Raw genomic sequence first — 16,759 nt, 5'->3', positions numbered from 1 at the left:
CAGGCGCACGGTAGAGCCACATGGCCACCAACGCCCCCGACACCACCGTCGCCTATGACAGTCCTCGCGGCCGGGGTGTGCTGCTCGCCAGCGTGCTGGGCAGCGGCATGGCGTTCCTCGACTCCACCGCCGTCAACGTCGCCCTGCCCGCCATGGGCCGCGAGCTGCACACGGGCCTGTCCGGCCTCCAATGGGCCGTGGACGCGTACCTGCTCACGCTCGGCTCCCTGGTGCTCACCGGGGGCGCGCTCGGCGACGTGAAGGGCCAGCGACGCGTCTTCCTGCTGGGCATGCTCGCCTTCACCGTCACGTCGGTGCTGTGCGGCCTGGCGCCCAACGCCTGGACGCTGGCCGCCTTCCGCGCGGCGCAGGGTGTGGGAGCCGCGCTGCTGGTGCCCGCGAGCCTCGCATTGCTGCGCACGTCGTTCCCGCCTCAGGACCGGCAACGCGCCGTGTCCGCCTGGGCCGGACTGTCCGGCGTCACCACGGCCGTGGGGCCGCTGCTGGGTGGGTGGCTCGTGGACGCGGGCTCATGGCGCTTCGTCTTCTTCCTCAACGTGCCCCTGGCCGCGCTCACCGCGTGGGCGGCGCTGCGCCACGTGCCAGACATCGCGCCGAAGACAGGGGCGCGCGGGTTGGACGTCGCGGGCTCCGTGACGGCGGCGCTTGGGCTGGGTGGCCTCATCTACGCGCTCATCGAAGGCCCCGCCCACGGCTGGCCCCTGGCGGCCATTGTCGCCGCGGCCGGAGGCGCCGTCCTGCTGGCCGCGTTCTTCGTCCTGGAGGCACGGCAGCGGGAGCCAATGCTTCCGCTCACCCTCTTCCACTCGCGCACCTTCTCCGGCGCGAACCTCACCACGCTCGTCGTGTATTTCGCGCTCGGAGGCGCCACCTTCCTGGTGGTGCTCGCCCTGCAGCAGCAGCTCGGCTATTCGGCGCTCGGCGCGGGAGCAGCGCTGCTCCCCATCACGCTGATGCTGCTTCTGTTCTCACCTTCCGTGGGACGGCTCGCGGGGCACATCGGCGCACGTCCGTTGATGACGGCGGGGCCGCTGCTCGCGGGCCTGGGGCTGGCGCTCCTGACGCGCATCCAGCGTGGAGGTGACTACGTCAGCACCGTGCTGCCCGGCATCCTGGTGCTGGGACTGGGGCTGGCGCTCACCGTAGGCCCGCTCACGGCGGTGGTGCTCGGCGCCGTCGAGGACCGCTACGCGGGCATCGCCTCCGGCGTGAACAACGCCGTGGCCCGCATCGCCGGCCTGCTCGCGGTGGCGCTGCTGCCGCTGCTGGGCGGCCTCGCTGGCGACACCGGCATGGACTTCCTGGTGGGCACACGGCGCGCGCTCTGGGTGTCCGCCGGCCTGTGCGCCGTGGGAGCGCTGTGCTCGCTGCTCACGATTCCACGCGAGGCCGGGCGCACGACCTCCGTGCAACAGGAGCACGGGCTACCTGGCGCATCGCGCGGGTCCAACAAGCGCCCATGACGTCGTCGCGGGATGGCGCCTCAGCCCCCGGCTGGCTTCTTCGCGGCCTTGCCTGCGGGCGGGCTGTCCCCAGGCCCGTACCTCAATGACGTCCGTGGTCGTCACTCAGCGGAGGTGCCTCGCGCGCCGGCTCGGTGCCCTTCTGAGCGCCGTAGCCGCCAATCCCCTTCTGGAGGATGCGGTCTTCGCCCACGTCTTCGTCCGTCACGTCGCCTCGCACCGGGCCTTTCTGGTGCCGCGCCTCGCGCTCCAGTTCTTCCGGGCGCGTCGTGTCCATCCGCTCGTCGCCCCGTACCGGACTGCCCTTGTTGTCGGCCATGGTCGTTTCCCCTTTCAGAGGGAAAGGTCCGAACCGCCCTCGCACCGGACAAGGCACCTGCCATGGCGCCGTCGCCTGCCGCCCAAGCAGAAGGCCCCCGCCCCAGCAGGGACGAGGGCCTTCGGGAACAAACACAGCCGAGCCAGCGCTAGCTCTTGTACTTCACCGAGCAGCCGTAGGGCGTGGTGGTGCTCGCCGGGACCTGCTGGCCACCCACCACCGCGTCCACCGCCGTCTTCACATGGTTGGCCGGCTTGGCGTTCTTGCCGCGCGGGTCATCGTCGATGGCGCCCGCGTAGCGGACAACGCCCGCCTCGTCGATGACGTACATGTGCGGCGTCGTCTTCGCGCCATAGGACTTGCCTACCGTGCCGCTCGCGTCCTGGAGAACCGGGTAGGGGAAGCCCTCTTCCTTCTTCCACGCCGCGGACTTCTCCGGGGTGTTGTGCGCGGTGGAGTCCACCGCCAGCCACACCACCTTCTTCGCGTCGAAGCCCTTCAGCGTGGTGACCATCGTGTCGTTCTTGTAGTGCCGCTGAACGAAGGGGCACTCGGGGTTGGTCCACTCCAGGACCACGACCTTGCCCTTGTACTGCGCCAGCGTGTGCTCCTTGCCGGACTCGTCCTTCAGCGTGAAGGTCGGCGCGGGCTTGCCAACTTCCGCGTCGGCGAGGGCGGGCGCCCCCACGAACAACGTGCCCAGCGCGAGTGCGGTGAAGACCTGCTTCATGGCGTTCCTCCAGCGTTTTGGGGACTGCGGGGAAGACAGCGCGACTTCAGTGACTTGGGAAACCCGCGGCGCAGAGGACGTTCGCGCCGTCGCCCAGCTTCGAGGGTGCACACGCCGCCGCGCGCTTCACGGCGTCCGTCACCACGCTCGGCGTGAGCAGCTCCGGCAGCACCTCCGGCTTGTCGGGGGCACCCGGGCTCATCACCAGGTACATGGGCACACCGGCCCGGCCGTGCTCGGCCAGCTTGGTGGTGATGCTCGCGTCCCGGCGCGTCCAGTCCGCGATGAAGAAGGCCACCTGGTGCTTCTTGAAGGCGTCACGCACCTCGTCGGTGGACAGCACGGTGCGCTCGTTGAACTTGCAGGTGAGGCACCAGTCCGCCGTGAAGTCGATGAACACCGGCTGGCCCGCCGCCAGCGCCGCGTTCACCGCGTCCGCGCTCCACGGCTGCGCCTGCGCCACCGTGGACCCGCCCCGAGGCGCCTCCACGGGGCCCTGGTCATCGAAACGCAACGTCACCAGCCCTGACGCCACCAGCACGCCCGCGGCCACCGCCACGGTGGCCAGCTTGCGCATGCCGTCCTGCGCCTGTCCCTGGCCGTACAGCCACGTGACGAGCCCCACCGCGACCAGGAATGCCAGCAGCCGCGCCATGCCGTCCACGCCGGCCAGCCCGCCCATCACCCACACCAGCCAGACGGTGGTGGCCAGCAGCGCGAAGCCCAGCACCTGCTTGAAGCGCTCCATCCACGCGCCCGGCTTGGGCAGCTTCTTCGCCAGCCCGGGTACCAGCACCAGCACGCAGAAGGGCAGCGCGAGCCCCAGGCCCAGCGCGGTGAAGACGGCCAGCACCGTCACGGGGCCCGCCGCGAAGGCGAAGCCCACCGCGGTGCCCAGCAGCGGCGCCGAGCACGGCGTGGCCAGCACCACGGCCAGCACGCCCTCGCCAGCGCTGTGCATCAGGCCATGGCTCTGGTCCACCTTGCCCGCCAGCGCCGTGCCGTCCAGGCCCACGTTGAAGACACCGAAGAGGTTGAGCGCGAAGGCGACCAACACCGCGCACACACCCGCGACGAAGAGCGGCTCCTGGAACTGGAAGCCCCAGCCCACGCTCGCGCCACCCGCGCGCACCGCCAGCACGACGCTGGCCAGCAGCAGCATGGTGCCGATGATGCCCGCCGCGTAGGCCGCCGCATGCGCGCCGACGCGGCCCTTCTCCTGCTGCACCATGCGCGTGAAGCCGTAGGCCTTGAGCGCCAGCACGGGGAACACGCACGGCATCAAGTTGAGCAGCGCGCCGCCGAAGAAGGCGAACACCAGCGCCAGCCCCAGGCCCATGGACGACTCGGCCGCGGGCGGCGTGGCGATGGCGGCGCCCACCGGCTTCACCGCCGCGATGCTGTCCTTCACCGACGGCGGCTTCACCGCGGCCGGCGTCCCAGCCGCGCCACCGGCCGCCACCATGGGGGCCAGCGGCGCCGCCACCTCGAGGTACTGGTAGCCCGTGGCCGCCGTGCCCAGGCGCATCACACCCGTCAGGCCCGGCGCCGACGCCTGCACGTCCGGCTCCGCCTTGCCCTTGAGCTTGAAGCGGCCCGGACCGTCCGAGGCCAACCCCACGCGCACGACGCCGGGGATGCGGTCGGCGACGAAGAAGTCACCTTCCACCGCGGGCACCGCCGCGCCGCCCAAGGCCGTCAGGGTGAGGGTGCCGGTGAAATCCTGGCCCGCGGTGAGCTGCGGCGCATCCAGCGCCACCGTCGCCGCGTGGCCGCTGTCCTTGGCGGGACGGGGCACCTTGGCCAGCTCGGTGTCGAAGACAGCCGCCGTCTCCGCGTCGCGCACCGTCTGGGGCCCCAGGGGGATGGAGCGCGTCAGCATCAGCTCCGCGGGAATGCAGTGCACCTCGCACACCAGCGCTTCCACGGCGGCGGACACCGTCAGCAGGCCCGTGGAGGGCCCTTCCACCGCCTTCGCGTCGGCGATGAGGATGGCCTCACCGTCATAGCCATGGGTGGTGATGAAGCCGTCGGGCGTGCGGAACGTCTGCGGGAAGGGCCACTGCAACGGCCCCACGGTGACGCCGGGCGTGTCCCACGCCACTTCCGTCTCCAGGCCGGAGTCGCCCGGGTTCTTCCAGTAGACGTGCCAGCCCGGATCCAACCGGAAGCGCACGCCCACGCGGAAGGTGTCTCCCGGCTTCACCTGGGTGGCGTCCACCAGGAGGGCACCCTCGATGCGAGGGTCGCCTTCGTCCGGCGCGCTCGATGCCACCGCCGACGCAGGCAGGTCCGCCCACGCGACCGCCGCCACCAGCAGCAGTCCGATTCCACCAACAACGCCGAGCCTCTTGGACTGCTGATGCGTCATGCGACTCCCGTTAACCCAGAGGAGGCCGGCCCGCCAGCGGCAGACACGTGCCTCCGAGCACAGTGAACCATCCGGGCAGGCGGGCATTCCCCTCGCATGACGCGCCACGCCCACTCCCAGGCGGACAGTCCGAGCAGGAGGGGTTACAGCGTCACAGAGGTGACGTCATGAACCCACAAGGGCAGCCGAGCGACGGGCGTCAGTCCTCGGTCTTCCAAGGCAGCAGCGCGGGCGCCGCGGGGCCCACGCGGCTCATGGTGATGCGGGAGACCTCGGAGTGCGCGCGACGCATCACCAGCGCGGGGAGCTTGTTTGCCCGGCGCTCTATCACCCGGCGCAGGTCCGCCAGCCGCTCCACGTGGCGTTGCGCGGGCACCTCCGCCGAGCCGAGCCGCGCGAGTTTGTAGAGGGCGACATCCGCGGCCTCCAGCGCCCGCTCCGCGGCGTCCTGATGACGGCGGCCCAGGGCCTTCCACGCGGCGGCTTCACCGGCGACCAGGTCCAGTTCGGCGGACACGGCGCGCACGAAGCGGCCCGCGTCACTGTCGGGCAGCACACGCGTCACTGGCACGCTGATGCGCCGTGTATCGCCGCGCTCGGAGTAGGACGTGGACACGCCCAGGTTCCACTCCGCGTCCCCCAACATGCCCGAGAAGAGGACGCGGCGCGGGAAGGCCTGGGAGATGGCGCCCAGGGTGGCGCTCATGGCGTCGCCTTCCACGCGCGAGGGATAGCGGTGACGGCAGCGGACGTCGGCGAAGCCCGTGGGCAGCACGTGCACGCGCGCGTCGGCGACGACTTCACCGAAGAGCTCGGCGCCCAACTGGCCCACGGCCATGGGCAAACCTTCGGGGTCATCCACGTGCACGAAGCCGGTGCCGGAGGGGCTGGTGAGTGCCTCCAGGATGTCGGGCAGGTAGTGGCGGCCCAGCCCCAGCGCGTGGAGCATGACGCCAGACTCGGCGATGCGGGCGCCCTGGGTCTTGAACTCCGCGAGCTGCGACGGGCCCACCGAGGGCTCACCATCGGTGAGCATCAGCACCTGGGGCCGGGCGCCGGGCACGAGCACGCGGCGGGCGGACTCCGAGGCGCGCTCCACGGCCTCGTGCAGGGCGGTCCCCTCGCCGGACTCCAGGCGCGCGAGCACCTTGAGGAGCTGCGCGCGGGCGTTGGGGTCCATGGCGCGCATGGGGAGGACCTGCTCGGGCTCGGCGTCGAAGGTGAGCAGGCCCAGGTAGTCGCGTGGGCTGGCGCGCTCCACGAGCGCCTGGGCGGCCTGCACCGCGGCGAGCAGCGGCACGCCCCGCATGGAGGCGCTGCGATCCAAAGCGAGGTTGATGGCCACGGGCGCGCGGGGGGCGTCAGCGTCGGCTTCCAGGGTGACGAGGAGGAGCACCTCGCGGCCATGTTCGGCGTCACGCTCCACTGCCCAGGCCGTCTGCTTCATACGTACTCCCCCGTGGTCGCACGAGGCATTGTGCCGCGAATCAATCTGCGGGAGCGGACCGCCCCCGATGCCGGAAGTCTCATGGGCCACAACGCACGGGAGAGGGGGACGCTCTCGGGCAGGCTGCGGGGTCTGAGAATGTCGGGAGTCGTGCTTTGGAGCAAGGGGGCCAGCCAGGATGCGGCACACCCACACGGGCAGCCCCTCAGGAAGGTGCTGGCCGCCGCGACGCGCCGCAGGCCGCACAGTACCGGGCCTGGGGGGTCCGCAGCGGCTTGCCGCAGGCGGTGCACGGCGGGCCGAAGAGAATCAGCCGGTGGTGCAAGACCGCGTTGATGTTCGTCTCGCGGAAGCCGGTCATCCGCTCGTACTCCCGGAGAGCAGGCGTGAAGGCGTGCTTGAGGGACGAGATGCCTGCCTCGTTCCGGAGTTGCTTGCGCTGGAGCAGGAGGTTGATCTGCGCGAACTCCTCCTCGTCGAGCATGGGCAGGTCCATCCGGCACCGCCAGCACCACAGCACCTTCATGACGTCGCTCCTCACCCTCGAACCACGGCCGTTCGTTGCCGCCGGAGAGGTTGACGCAGAAATGAGGGAAAGGTGACGGGCAGGCAGGCCGCCCATTCTGATGTGGGGCCGCGACCCCTGGGCCCGGGGGCTAACCCTGAGGGAGCCACCACGCGGGTGTCCATTGCCCCGGTTACCGCGAGTGCCCCCGCGCGTCCACCGGCCGCGGGGGCCGCGAATTACTCGGCCGCAGTCCAGCCGCCCCACGACTCTTCGGAGTAGCCCCAACGGCGGCCGGGCGCGCCCTCGTCGGCCTCAGAAGACTCCGCGCCACCGTCCTGCCGCGGATCCACATAAGGCAAACCTTCATCGTCCATGTACGTGGTGTCGTCGTGAACCATCGCCGGCTCCTCTGGAGGCCACCCAGGTGAAGGGGGGCATCCCGCTTCGGTCGACCCGGGCCCGCCCCATGCGAGGCCCGCTCCATTAATCGTTGACCGATTTACCGACCATGTTGGGGATGTCGCCTCGCGTTGTAAAGCCCTTGGGGTCTCAAAGTTCCGGGGGCCATGTCGTCCGCTTGCCTACCTGCCTGCCCTCCGGCGAGGAGTGTTCGTATTTACAGGCAGTTACGAAGAGTCAGACGTCAGACAGTGCCCGTGGCAATCGCACAAGGTAAGCCCTGGGCCCGAGAAAGGAACCCCCACAGCGATTTACGCCCGAGTATTTTCAAAGGGTGCCTGGCTGCCGTCCGCCACTGGTAAATCCGTGCGATGGCCGCTCACTCCCCAGAGGACCCGGGCCGCGTTCTCCAGTGAAGGACACCTGGGGCAGCAGGGTGCTTGATTCGAGAATCACCCCTGTTAGGGTTGAAGTGCACTCAAGAATTGCCGCGACGCGGCAGCCCGGGCCTGTCTGCCGCGCCCGAGAGGTCCTCAGAGTCCCATGAGTCCCATCATCACCGGCCTGTTGCTAGCCCTCGCCATTCCCATCTTCGTCATGACCATGTCCGGTCGCGTGGGCGTCCTGCTCGCGATGAAGAAGGAGAACCGGCTCGACAACATCCCCTTCCGCGTGGCGCAGCTGGTGCGCTTCGGCCTTGGCCAGAAGCGACTGGTGGACCCGGAGGAGTTCACGCCGGGCCTGTTCCACGTCCTCATCTACGCGGCCTTCATGGTGCTGGCCCTGCGCACCGTCATGCTCTTCGCCATGGGGTTTTCGACCACGGCGCTGGACGTGCTGACCGACCTGGGCCACCCGTTCTGGGCGGATCAATCCGCGCTGCTCTTCGTCTACAAGCTCTACCTGCTGGCCAAGGACGTGGTCGCCGCGCTGGCCCTGCTGGGCGTGGCCTACTACATCTGGGTCCGCTGGAAGGTGAAGCCGGACCGCATGACGCCGTCGTGGGAGGCGTACCTCATCCTGTGCTTCATCGGCGGGCTGATGGTCTCCGAGTTCCTGTTCGGTGGCAGCCACATGGTGGCCGCGCACGCCGCGCAGGCGCAGGTGGGCGCCTCGCAGGTGCCTCAGTCCCCCGCCGCGCTGGTGTGGTGGGAGCCGTTCACCAGCCTGACGGGCCTGGCGATGATGCCGCTGGGTGCCACCGCCGCGCACGTGGTGGGCACGGCCGGCTTCTGGGTTCACCTGGTCATCATCCTGGCGTTCCTGAACTTCCTGCCCATCGGCAAGCACTTCCACATCATCACCGGCCTGCCCACCGTCTTCTTCCAGCGCACCCACTCCACCGGCAAGCTGCCCACGCCGGACCTGGAGAAGGAGGACTTCGGCACCGCCACGGTGAAGGACCTGACGTGGAAGCAGGGCATGGACCTCTACTCCTGTACGGAGTGTGGCCGCTGCCAGACGCACTGTCCGACGTACATCACCGGCAAGCCGCTCACCCACAAGGGCGTCAACCAGGACCTGAAGCATTGGATCTGGGACAACGAGCAGTGGGTGGAGGAAGGCTACGGCCCCAATGGCATCAAGGAGCCGCTGCCCGAAATCGTCGGCAGCGCGCTGTCGGCGGAGACGGTGTGGGCGTGCACGAGCTGCGGCTGGTGCGAGCAGGCCTGCCCGGTGTTCATCGAGAACGTTCCGCGCCTCATCGACATGCGCCGCTACCAGGTGCAGGTGAAGGCGGAGTTCCCCCCCGAAATCCAGCGCGTGTTCGAGGGCATCGAGCGCCAGGGCAACCCCTGGGGCCTGGGCCAGGACCGGCGCGACGAGTGGGCGGAGGACCTGGCGCTCCCCACGTGGGGTGACGACGGCGGCCCCTACGAGTACCTCTTCTTCGTGGGCTGCGCGGGCAGCTACGACGACAAGCAGAAGAAGGTCAGCCGCGCGCTGGTGAAGATTCTGCGCGAGGCGGGCGTGAGCTTCGCCACGCTGTCGAAGCAGGAGATGTGCAACGGCGACTCCGCGCGCCGCATGGGCAACGAGTACCTGTTCCAGACGATGGCGAAGACGAACGTCGAGACGTGGAACTCGATGGGCGTGAAGGCCGTCATCACCCAGTGCCCGCACTGCTTCAACACCATCAAGAACGAGTACCCGGAGTTCGGCGGCGAGTACCGCGTCATCAACCACACGCAGCTCATCAACGAGCTGCTGAAGGAGAAGCGCATCAAGCTCTCCGCGGTGATGAACAGCAAGCTCACCTACCACGACCCCTGCTACCTGGGCCGCCACAACGGCGTCTACGACGCCCCCCGCGAGGTGCTCAACAGCATCCCCGGGCTCGAGGTGGTGGAGATGCAGCGCAGCAAGCGCGAGGGCTTCTGCTGCGGCGCCGGCGGCGGCCGCATGTGGATGGAGGAGCACATTGGCACGCGCATCAACCACAACCGGTTGAACGAGGCCGCGCTCACGCTGAAGCACGCCGAGGACCCGAACACGCCCTACCCCAACGCCGCGGACAAGAAGAAGCCGGGCCAGGTGGGCGACTACAAGGAGAAGGGCGGCAGCGGCATCGTCGCGGTGGCGTGCCCGTTCTGCTCCACGATGCTCTCCGACGCGGTGAACGACACCGGCCGTGAGGAGAACATCAAGATCAAGGACATCACCGAGCTGGTCGCCGACGCGCTGGAGACCAAGAGCGGCGCGGTGGGCACCGTGACCCCCAGCGCCACGGTGAGCGCCAAGCCGGAGTAGTGCCAGTGGTGCGGCGGGCCCGCTGAAGGGCCCGCCCGCTGCTTCGCTTCACGCAAGGGCCCGGAGGCTTCCACCTGAAGCCCCGGGCCTTCGCTGTTTCAGGGCTTGCGCTGCTTCTCCGAGCGCAGGACGCGCTCCAGCCGCTTGGTGGCGCCGTCGTCCCCCAGCTTGCCGGAGACATACGCCCCCGCGGAGGCGAGCTTGCGGCGGAAGCTGTTGTCCGGCGGAGGCGGCGCGTCCAAGCGCAGGTCGGTGATGCCCAGGCCGGAGAGCAGCGTACGGGCCAGGTCCTGGTCATCCGCGCGCGCGTGAGGCATCAGCCACTGGCAGACCTCGGTGTGCCCGTGCGCCGCGGCCATGATGAGCGCGGACTCGCCGATGCTGTCCGTCAGCTCGGGGTCCGCTCCCGCCTCCAGGAGGCGTTGCACCAGGTCCGCTCGCCCCGCGCGGGCCGCGGCCATGAGCGGCGTGCGCCCCTCCTCGTCGAAGGGGTTCGGGTCCGCTCCAGCGGACAGGTGGGACTCCACGGCGTCACGGTCGCCCGCCAGCACGGCATCGAAGAGGGACATCGTCAGACCTCCGCGCGGCAGCATCGCGCCTCGCGCTCTGGGACGCCAGTTGCCCCCGGGCGCTCGGCGCCCTGGCTCACAGCACGGCGCTCGGCAGGGAAGCTGCCCCCCGCCCGTCGGCGGCCCGTGCCGCGTCGTGTTGGACGTGGCGTCCACGCAGGTCGCCTTACGTCCGAAGCGTCAGTTGATTTCGACCGTGCCGCCCTTGATTCGGTGGGTGCCGGACGCGCGCGACTCCAGGTAGGTGCCTTTCACGATGACCTTGCCGTTGCGGCGCAAGGTGATGCTGGCCTCACCGCACTTGAGGACGACTTCGTCCTGGCCCTCGATGACGACGCGCTTGCCGTCGACATGGGCCTCTGTCGGGCGCAGCGCGGCTTCCGAAGGGGGTGATTCCAGCAACGCGTCCAACAGCGGCGTCGCGCTGGGCTCCTGGATGAGCCCCATGACGAAGGGCAGCCGGGCGTCTCCGTTCTCGAAGAGGAGCACCGCCTTCTGCCGCTGGGCGACGGCGGCCTGGAGCGCCTTCGGCTCCACGACGACGGCGAGCCGCGCGGCCACCGGGCCCGAGGTGTTCCCCGGAAAATCCACGAGCACCGCGCCACTGGCATCGAAGCCCACCAGATGGCCGGCCCGGCTCCCCAGGATGGGCTCCTGGGATTGCGCGCCAGAGGCGAGGGACTTGCTGTCGGGTGACTCGCTCATGCCGGCATCTCCATGCGTCAGGCTACCGCAGGCGCCCCCCACGGCGCGAATCGCGCGTCAAATCGGCCCGTAGGACGGTTCCGTGGCGCTGGGCACCGCCAGCGACACCGAGCCCGTGCTCAGGTTCGCGCGGTAGATGCCCGTGTCGCTCCCGCCAGCGCTGATGAGGAAGCCCAGCTGGCTGGCGCCCGTCCAGCTCGGCCATGACTCCTCGCCCGTCCCGCCGCTGGTGACGCGCTGGAGCGCCCCCACGTTCGAGCCCGACAACTGCCCCACGAAGATGCGCGTGCCACCGGAGGACAGGCGCCCATCCAGCGCCACCTGGGAGCCGTTCGGAGACACCGCCACGCGGTTCTCCACGAACTGCACGCCCGCGCTCAGGGAGGAGTAGGTGATGGTGCCCCCGTTGAGCGGCACGTGCGCAAGCTGGTCGAGCTGGTTCAACCCGCTGCCCGCACCCGCCAGCACCGCGCTCCCGTTGGGCAGGAAGGACGGCGCGCCGTAGGCGATGACGTTGTTGGGCGTGAGCTCCTGGAAGCCGCTGCCGTCCGTGTTGATGCGCGCCAGCGCCGTCTGGGAGCTGTTGCCCGGCGAGAAGACGAAGACAACGCTGCGGCCGTCCGGACTGAAGGTGGGCGTGCGGAAGTTGGAGCAGCCGCGCGCGCACGTCGAATCATTCGCCCGGAACAGCGTGGAGGGCGTGCCGCCCGAGGTGGGCACCGTCAGCAGCGAGGTGGTACCGCCGCTGCGCTGGACGAACACCACGCTGCGGCCGTCTCGCGACACGGAAGGCCAGTAGGCGCCGCCCACGTTGGTCAGCCGCTGCGGGCTGTTGGCGTCGCCGTTGTCGTCCACCACGAAGACGTTGCGGTCGTCCTCGCGCACGAAGGCGAAGCCGCGGGTGAAGAGGACGTCCCCGATGCCGCCGCCGCCACCGTCGTCCAGGGGCTCGCAGCCCCCCAACATCCCCACCGCCAAAACCGCTCCGAGGAACCTCCGCTTGCCCGTCATCGTCGTCACTCCGCTTCCCGGCCGATAGAGAGCCCCGTACTACAGAGCGCACCGGGACTGACGTCAACGCGCCACGGGTGATTCAACGCACGGTCAATGTCAGCGGTTGAGCTTCTGGAGCTCGTTGCGGCAGAGGTTGCAGAGCGACAGTTGCTTGCGGTCGCAGTCCTGCGGCGTCTGCGCGAAGAACATCACGCACCGAGGGTCCTCGCAGTAGGACAACCCGAGCAGGTGTCCCGCCTGGTGCACCACCTCCACCTGCGCGCGGCGCCGCAGCATGTCGCTGGCGGCGCCCTGGGCCAGGCGATGGAGGCTCATCACCGCCGTCTTCGATTCGCGGTCCGCTTCCCCGAAGACGAAAGGCGAGTCCGGGACGAAGAGGTCCACGTCGGAGATGCCCAACACGGCGAACTGGCCGGGCTCCAGCATGGGCGTCAGCCGCCGCATGATGGCGTTGCAGTGGTACTGGCCACGGTCCTTGTTGAAGGCGTAGGCGGGCGTCGGCAATACCGTCTTCGACACCACGGCCGCGACACCCATTTGCGCCGCCAGCGGGTCCTGCAAGTCCCTCAAGAGAGAGGCTGGCGGGCTACCCACGGAGACCAGAAGGAGTGTCTTCTGCGGCATCGGCCCACCGTCCTTCATGCACGGGACGGACGCATGGCTACCGCGTCCCCCCGGAGCGGAGTGGCTGGGGCGCAAGGATTCGAACCTTGATACTCAGAGTCAAAGTCTGATGTCCTGCCATTAGACGACGCCCCAGCAGGTTCTCTCGTGTACTTCTGGTGTCCGAGTGTACGGCATCCCGACGGGTGCGGGGAACTCCCCTGACGCGGTTCTCTGCAATGTCAGCCACTGGACCCCTCGCCCGGGCCCCGGTGACGGCTGAAGCCGGGCGCATTGTCGCTCTCCCATTACACCTGGAGTAAAGCCGCCCCCGGATTCTCGCCAGGAGCGGCCTTCCCCCTTCCCGGTCAGCCCTTGAGGACGGCGAGCGGTGTCAGGCGCAGGAGCGGCCGGACGAGGTCGGCCTCGTCCTCCAGCACCTCGGTGATGTCGCGGTAGGCGGCGGGTGCCTCCTCCACCAGGGCGGCGGCGCGCCCCTTGTCGTACACCACGCGGCGCAGCACGTGCTCCAGCGCCGCCGGGCGGATGCGCGCCCGTGCCTCCGCACGGATGAGGACGCGACCCGCCCCGTGTGAGCAGGAGCGGAAGGCACGCGGCTCGCCCCGGCCCTCCACGACGTAGGACGCCGTCCCCATGGACCCCGGGATGAGCCCGCGTTGGCCGGCCTGGAGCCCCACCGCGCCCTTGCGGTGGACCCACAGCAGGCGGCCCCCGTGCTCCTCCTGGGCGACGTGGTTGTGGTGCACGTCCACGGCCGACGTGGGGTCGGCGGCCACGCCCAGGGCTTCCTCCAGGACATCCAGCGCGCGAGCGGCGATGGCCTCCCGGTTGGCGAGCGCGAAGCGGCAGGCCCACTGCGTGTCGGCGATGCAGGCGGCGCCCTCGGCGGTGTGGATGTCCAGGGCCGGCAAGCCGCCCTCCCCGAGCGCCCGGGCCACCCGCACGTGGTGGTCCGCGATGGCCGCGCCGACGCCCCGCGAGCCGGTGTGCAGCAGCAGCCAGAGGGCCCCGTCCGCATCCCGGTCCAGTTCGAGGAAGTGGTTGCCGCCCCCGAGCGTCGCCAGGTGTCTGGGCGCCAGCCGCTCCCAGGAATGGCGCAGCTTCTGGGTGGACAGGGGCGGTGACTCCAGCGCCGGGGGCAAGGGCAGCCCCCGGCCCCGGTGGGCGGCGTCACCCACGGGGATGCGCTCGGCCAGCTGAGACAGCACGCGCTCCAGCACGTCCCGTCCGGGAAGGCCCGAGGTGAGTGGGAAACGCCAGGCGCTCACGCCGCAGCCCAGGTCTCCGCCCAGGGCCCCCGGTACGACGTGATGCTCGGTGGCGAAGACGGTGCCCACTGCGATGCCGGAAGCGACATGGAGGTCCGGCATGGCGGCCACGTGCTCCACGACATAGGGCTGGGAGGCGATGTGACGCAGTTGCTTCTCCGCGCCGGGAGGCAGCGCTCGGGCCCAGACGAGGATGGGCCGGCAGCCCGGTGCGGGCGGAAGGAGACGGGGCATCATGACTCGCCCTCCTCCGCCGCTCCGGGCGTGTGCTCCGAGACGCCGATGTAGATGAAGCGAAGCTGCGGCACGCGCTTGAGGTCGAGGTGCTCCGCGAGCTGCGAGCGCAGGTAGCCGCTGGCGCCTTCGAGCGCCGCCTGCAGGGGACGAAGGCCGCCAGCCGCGGCTTCGGGCGTGACGGTGTAGCCGATGCGAACGAGGCGGCCGTCCGGCGACAGCTCGAAGGACGTCAGCGCGACGCCTTCGAGCCTCGGGTCGGACAGCTCACCCCGGAAGGTGCGGGAGACTTCTTGGGACAGATGGGACTGCACGCGCAGATGGCGCGATGCCGAGGTACGGCGATTCCTGGAAGAGGACATGAGAGGACGAACGGTTCCCAGAAGGCCGCGCGCGCCCCTCGTGCGCTCCCGGCTTCAAGCCGTCAGCGACGCACGAGACACACGCCGGCCCATTGCACGGAGGCAAAGGCTCCGCGCACATGCCGAATCCAAGGCCCTGGAAGCGCGCTCCGTCCCGCTCAGCGAGGGAGGCGGCCCACCCGGTTCAGCACGTTCAGCGCGGAGCGACCCGAGACTCCATTCAAGACACGTCCCATGGCACACCTCCCGCCGCGTGCGTGACTCCCGCGCGGACCGTGATGCTGCGCAGACAAGATGTGACCGCCACCCTGCCCGCGTCAAGCGACAGCCCCGGACGACAGGACGCGGGCAGACCTGACAGCCAACCCCCCCTCGGGCCCGTGCCCTGTGTCCGGTGTCGGCGGGTGACCACCCTCACTTTCCAGCAGCGGACGTGCGTCTCAACGCGGCCGTCGGCATGGCCCGCCGCCGCGCTACGCAGCGGGCACGAGGTGAAGGCACATGGCGGAAGCGTTCGACGTGGTGGTGATAGGGGCAGGCCCCGCGGGTGAGGTCGCCGGTGCGCGCGCCGCGGAGGCCGGGCTGTCGGTGGCGCTGGTGGAGCATGAGCTGCTCGGCGGCGAGTGCTCGTACTGGGCCTGCATCCCCAGCAAGGCCTTGCTGCGCCCGAGCGAAGCGCGGTGGCTGGCGGAGCATGCCGCCGGCGTGCGCGAGAAGCTCCAGGAGGGCATCGACGCGCGCGCGGTGCTGGCCCACCGGGATTCGATGGTCAACAACTACCAGGATGACTCCCAGGTGAAGTGGGCCGAGGGCGCGAAGCTGAAGGTGGTGCGGGGCACCGGCAAGCTCACCGGCCCGCGCAAGGTGCGCGTGGAGAACAAGGACGGCGCCGTGCGGGAACTGGAGGCCCGAAAAGCCGTGGTGCTGGCCACCGGCAGCCATCCGCGCATCCCGGACATCCCGGGGCTGAAGGACGCCCAGCCCTGGGACAACCGCCAGGGCACCGGCGCCAGGCAGGTGCCCAAGCGGCTGGTGGTGCTGGGTGGCGGCGCGGTCGGGGTGGAGCTGGCCCAGGCGTGGCGCTCGCTGGGCTCCGAGGTGACGCTGGTGCAGCGCGGAAAGAGATTGCTGTCCCGCGCGGAGCCCTTCGCCGGAGAGCAGGTGGCCCAGGCGCTGCGAGATGCCGGCGCGCGCGTGCTGCTGGGAATGAACGTGACGCGCGTCCAGCGGCCCGGCGGCAAGGGCGAGGTGACGGTGACGCTGTCCAATGGCGAGCAGGTCGTCGCGGACGAAATCCTGGTGGCCATGGGCCGCGTGCCCCGCACGGAAGGAATCGGGCTGGAGACGGTGGGGCTCGAGAGCGGCAAGCCCGTGGAGGTGGATGACCAGCTCCGCGCGAAGGGCGTGGACGGCGGCTGGCTCTACGCGTGCGGCGACACCAATGGCCGCAACCTCCTCACCCATATGGGCAAGTACCAGGCCCGCATGGTGGGCGACGTCATCGCGGGCAAGCAGGCAAGGGCCTGGGCGGACGCGAAGGCCACCCCGCAAGTCGTCTTCACCCACCCGCAGGTGGCCAGCGTGGGCCTCACCGAGGCCAAGGCACGCGAAGCCGGGCTGCCGGTGCGCACGGTGGAGCAACAGCTCCAGGACGTGCCCGGCACGTCGCTGGTGGGCAAGGGCCTCACGGGCACCGTGAAGTGGGTGGTGGACGAGAAGCGCCGGGTGCTCGTGGGCGCCACGTTCACCGGGCCGGAGGTGGGAGAGATGCTCCATGCGGCCACCATCGCCGTGGCGGGAGAGGTGCCGCTCGACACGTTGTGGCACGCGGTGCCGTCGTTCCCCTCCATGAGCGAGGTGTGGTTGAAGCTGCTGGAGACGTACGGCCTCTAGCGCGCCGCCCCCCTCCGTTGCGTGCGCGGGGGTGGGCGTGGAATGGTGCCGCTGCCCACCCCCGCGCACGCAACGGAGGGG

At 70.1% G+C, this 16,759-nt stretch carries 15 protein-coding genes and 1 tRNA gene; 3 read left to right on the top strand and 13 right to left on the bottom strand.

Going from position 1 to position 16,759, the window contains the following annotated elements; genetic code table 11:
• The first annotated feature begins 20 nt into the window (after positions 1–20).
• Entirely contained in the window at positions 21–1,484 is a 1,464-nt protein-coding gene (locus FMP39_RS25680; RefSeq protein WP_141592816.1) for an MFS transporter, read from the top strand.
• Positions 1,485–1,566: 82 nt separating this feature from the next.
• Here FMP39_RS25680 and FMP39_RS25675 read toward each other — a convergent pair whose 3' ends face one another.
• The 6 genes from FMP39_RS25675 to FMP39_RS37540 all read right to left on the bottom strand — a co-directional run bounded on the left by FMP39_RS25675 (position 1,567) and on the right by FMP39_RS37540 (position 7,257).
• Positions 1,567–1,803: a hypothetical protein gene (locus tag FMP39_RS25675; RefSeq protein ID WP_090490897.1), complete on the bottom strand. Its 237-nt coding sequence runs from the start codon at positions 1,801–1,803 to the stop codon at positions 1,567–1,569.
• Between the two features lie 148 nt (positions 1,804–1,951).
• Positions 1,952–2,533 carry a thioredoxin family protein gene (locus FMP39_RS25670; RefSeq protein ID WP_141592815.1) on the bottom strand — a complete coding sequence of 194 codons (582 nt, stop codon included), beginning with the start codon at positions 2,531–2,533 and terminating at the stop codon, positions 1,952–1,954.
• A gap of 46 nt (positions 2,534–2,579) precedes the next feature.
• On the bottom strand, positions 2,580–4,904 hold the full coding sequence (locus tag FMP39_RS25665) for a protein-disulfide reductase DsbD (RefSeq protein WP_141592814.1): 2,325 nt from the start codon (positions 4,902–4,904) through the stop codon (positions 2,580–2,582).
• 199 nt (positions 4,905–5,103) lie between these two features.
• A complete protein-coding gene (locus FMP39_RS25660; RefSeq protein ID WP_026114289.1) occupies positions 5,104–6,351 on the bottom strand; it encodes a VWA domain-containing protein in 1,248 nt (415 codons plus the stop codon).
• 205 nt (positions 6,352–6,556) lie between these two features.
• Positions 6,557–6,877: a hypothetical protein gene (locus FMP39_RS25655; RefSeq protein ID WP_141592813.1), complete on the bottom strand. Its 321-nt coding sequence runs from the start codon at positions 6,875–6,877 to the stop codon at positions 6,557–6,559.
• 218 nt (positions 6,878–7,095) lie between these two features.
• Positions 7,096–7,257 carry a hypothetical protein gene (locus tag FMP39_RS37540; protein ID WP_167371115.1) on the bottom strand — a complete coding sequence of 54 codons (162 nt, stop codon included), beginning with the start codon at positions 7,255–7,257 and terminating at the stop codon, positions 7,096–7,098.
• 544 nt (positions 7,258–7,801) lie between these two features.
• Here FMP39_RS37540 and FMP39_RS25650 point away from each other — a divergent pair.
• Positions 7,802–10,009: a (Fe-S)-binding protein gene (locus FMP39_RS25650; protein ID WP_141592812.1), complete on the top strand. Its 2,208-nt coding sequence runs from the start codon at positions 7,802–7,804 to the stop codon at positions 10,007–10,009.
• A gap of 98 nt (positions 10,010–10,107) precedes the next feature.
• Here the strand turns inward: FMP39_RS25650 and FMP39_RS25645 are convergent, their stop codons facing one another.
• The 7 genes from FMP39_RS25645 to FMP39_RS25615 all read right to left on the bottom strand — a co-directional run bounded on the left by FMP39_RS25645 (position 10,108) and on the right by FMP39_RS25615 (position 14,785).
• A complete protein-coding gene (locus tag FMP39_RS25645; protein WP_186817950.1) occupies positions 10,108–10,578 on the bottom strand; it encodes an ankyrin repeat domain-containing protein in 471 nt (156 codons plus the stop codon).
• Between the two features lie 180 nt (positions 10,579–10,758).
• Positions 10,759–11,283, bottom strand: a complete 525-nt coding sequence (locus FMP39_RS25640; protein ID WP_141592811.1) for a DUF6484 domain-containing protein — start codon at positions 11,281–11,283, stop codon at positions 10,759–10,761.
• A gap of 57 nt (positions 11,284–11,340) precedes the next feature.
• Complete coding sequence (locus tag FMP39_RS25635) at positions 11,341–12,303, bottom strand: PD40 domain-containing protein (RefSeq protein ID WP_141592810.1); 963 nt, start codon at positions 12,301–12,303, stop codon at positions 11,341–11,343.
• 90 nt (positions 12,304–12,393) lie between these two features.
• On the bottom strand, positions 12,394–12,921 hold the full coding sequence (locus FMP39_RS25630; RefSeq protein ID WP_090490906.1) for a non-proteolytic archaemetzincin-like protein: 528 nt from the start codon (positions 12,919–12,921) through the stop codon (positions 12,394–12,396).
• A 61-nt stretch (positions 12,922–12,982) separates the two neighbouring features.
• Positions 12,983–13,056, bottom strand: a tRNA-Gln gene (locus FMP39_RS25625).
• A 212-nt stretch (positions 13,057–13,268) separates the two neighbouring features.
• Positions 13,269–14,426 carry an RtcB family protein gene (locus FMP39_RS25620; protein ID WP_141592809.1) on the bottom strand — a complete coding sequence of 386 codons (1,158 nt, stop codon included), beginning with the start codon at positions 14,424–14,426 and terminating at the stop codon, positions 13,269–13,271.
• Complete coding sequence (locus tag FMP39_RS25615; RefSeq protein ID WP_141592808.1) at positions 14,423–14,785, bottom strand: ribosome-binding factor A; 363 nt, start codon at positions 14,783–14,785, stop codon at positions 14,423–14,425. Before FMP39_RS25615 ends, FMP39_RS25620 begins: the two co-directional genes overlap by 4 nt.
• 501 nt (positions 14,786–15,286) lie before the next feature.
• Between FMP39_RS25615 and FMP39_RS25610 the strand changes: the two genes are divergently transcribed.
• Positions 15,287–16,678, top strand: coding sequence for an NAD(P)/FAD-dependent oxidoreductase (locus tag FMP39_RS25610; protein WP_141592807.1), 1,392 nt, complete (start codon positions 15,287–15,289; stop codon positions 16,676–16,678).
• The last annotated feature ends 81 nt before the right edge of the window (positions 16,679–16,759 follow it).

This window comes from Myxococcus sp. AB056, from assembly GCF_006547365.1.
Lineage (GTDB): Bacteria > Myxococcota > Myxococcia > Myxococcales > Myxococcaceae > Myxococcus > Myxococcus virescens.
This window is presented reverse-complemented; position numbering and strand designations above follow the sequence as displayed.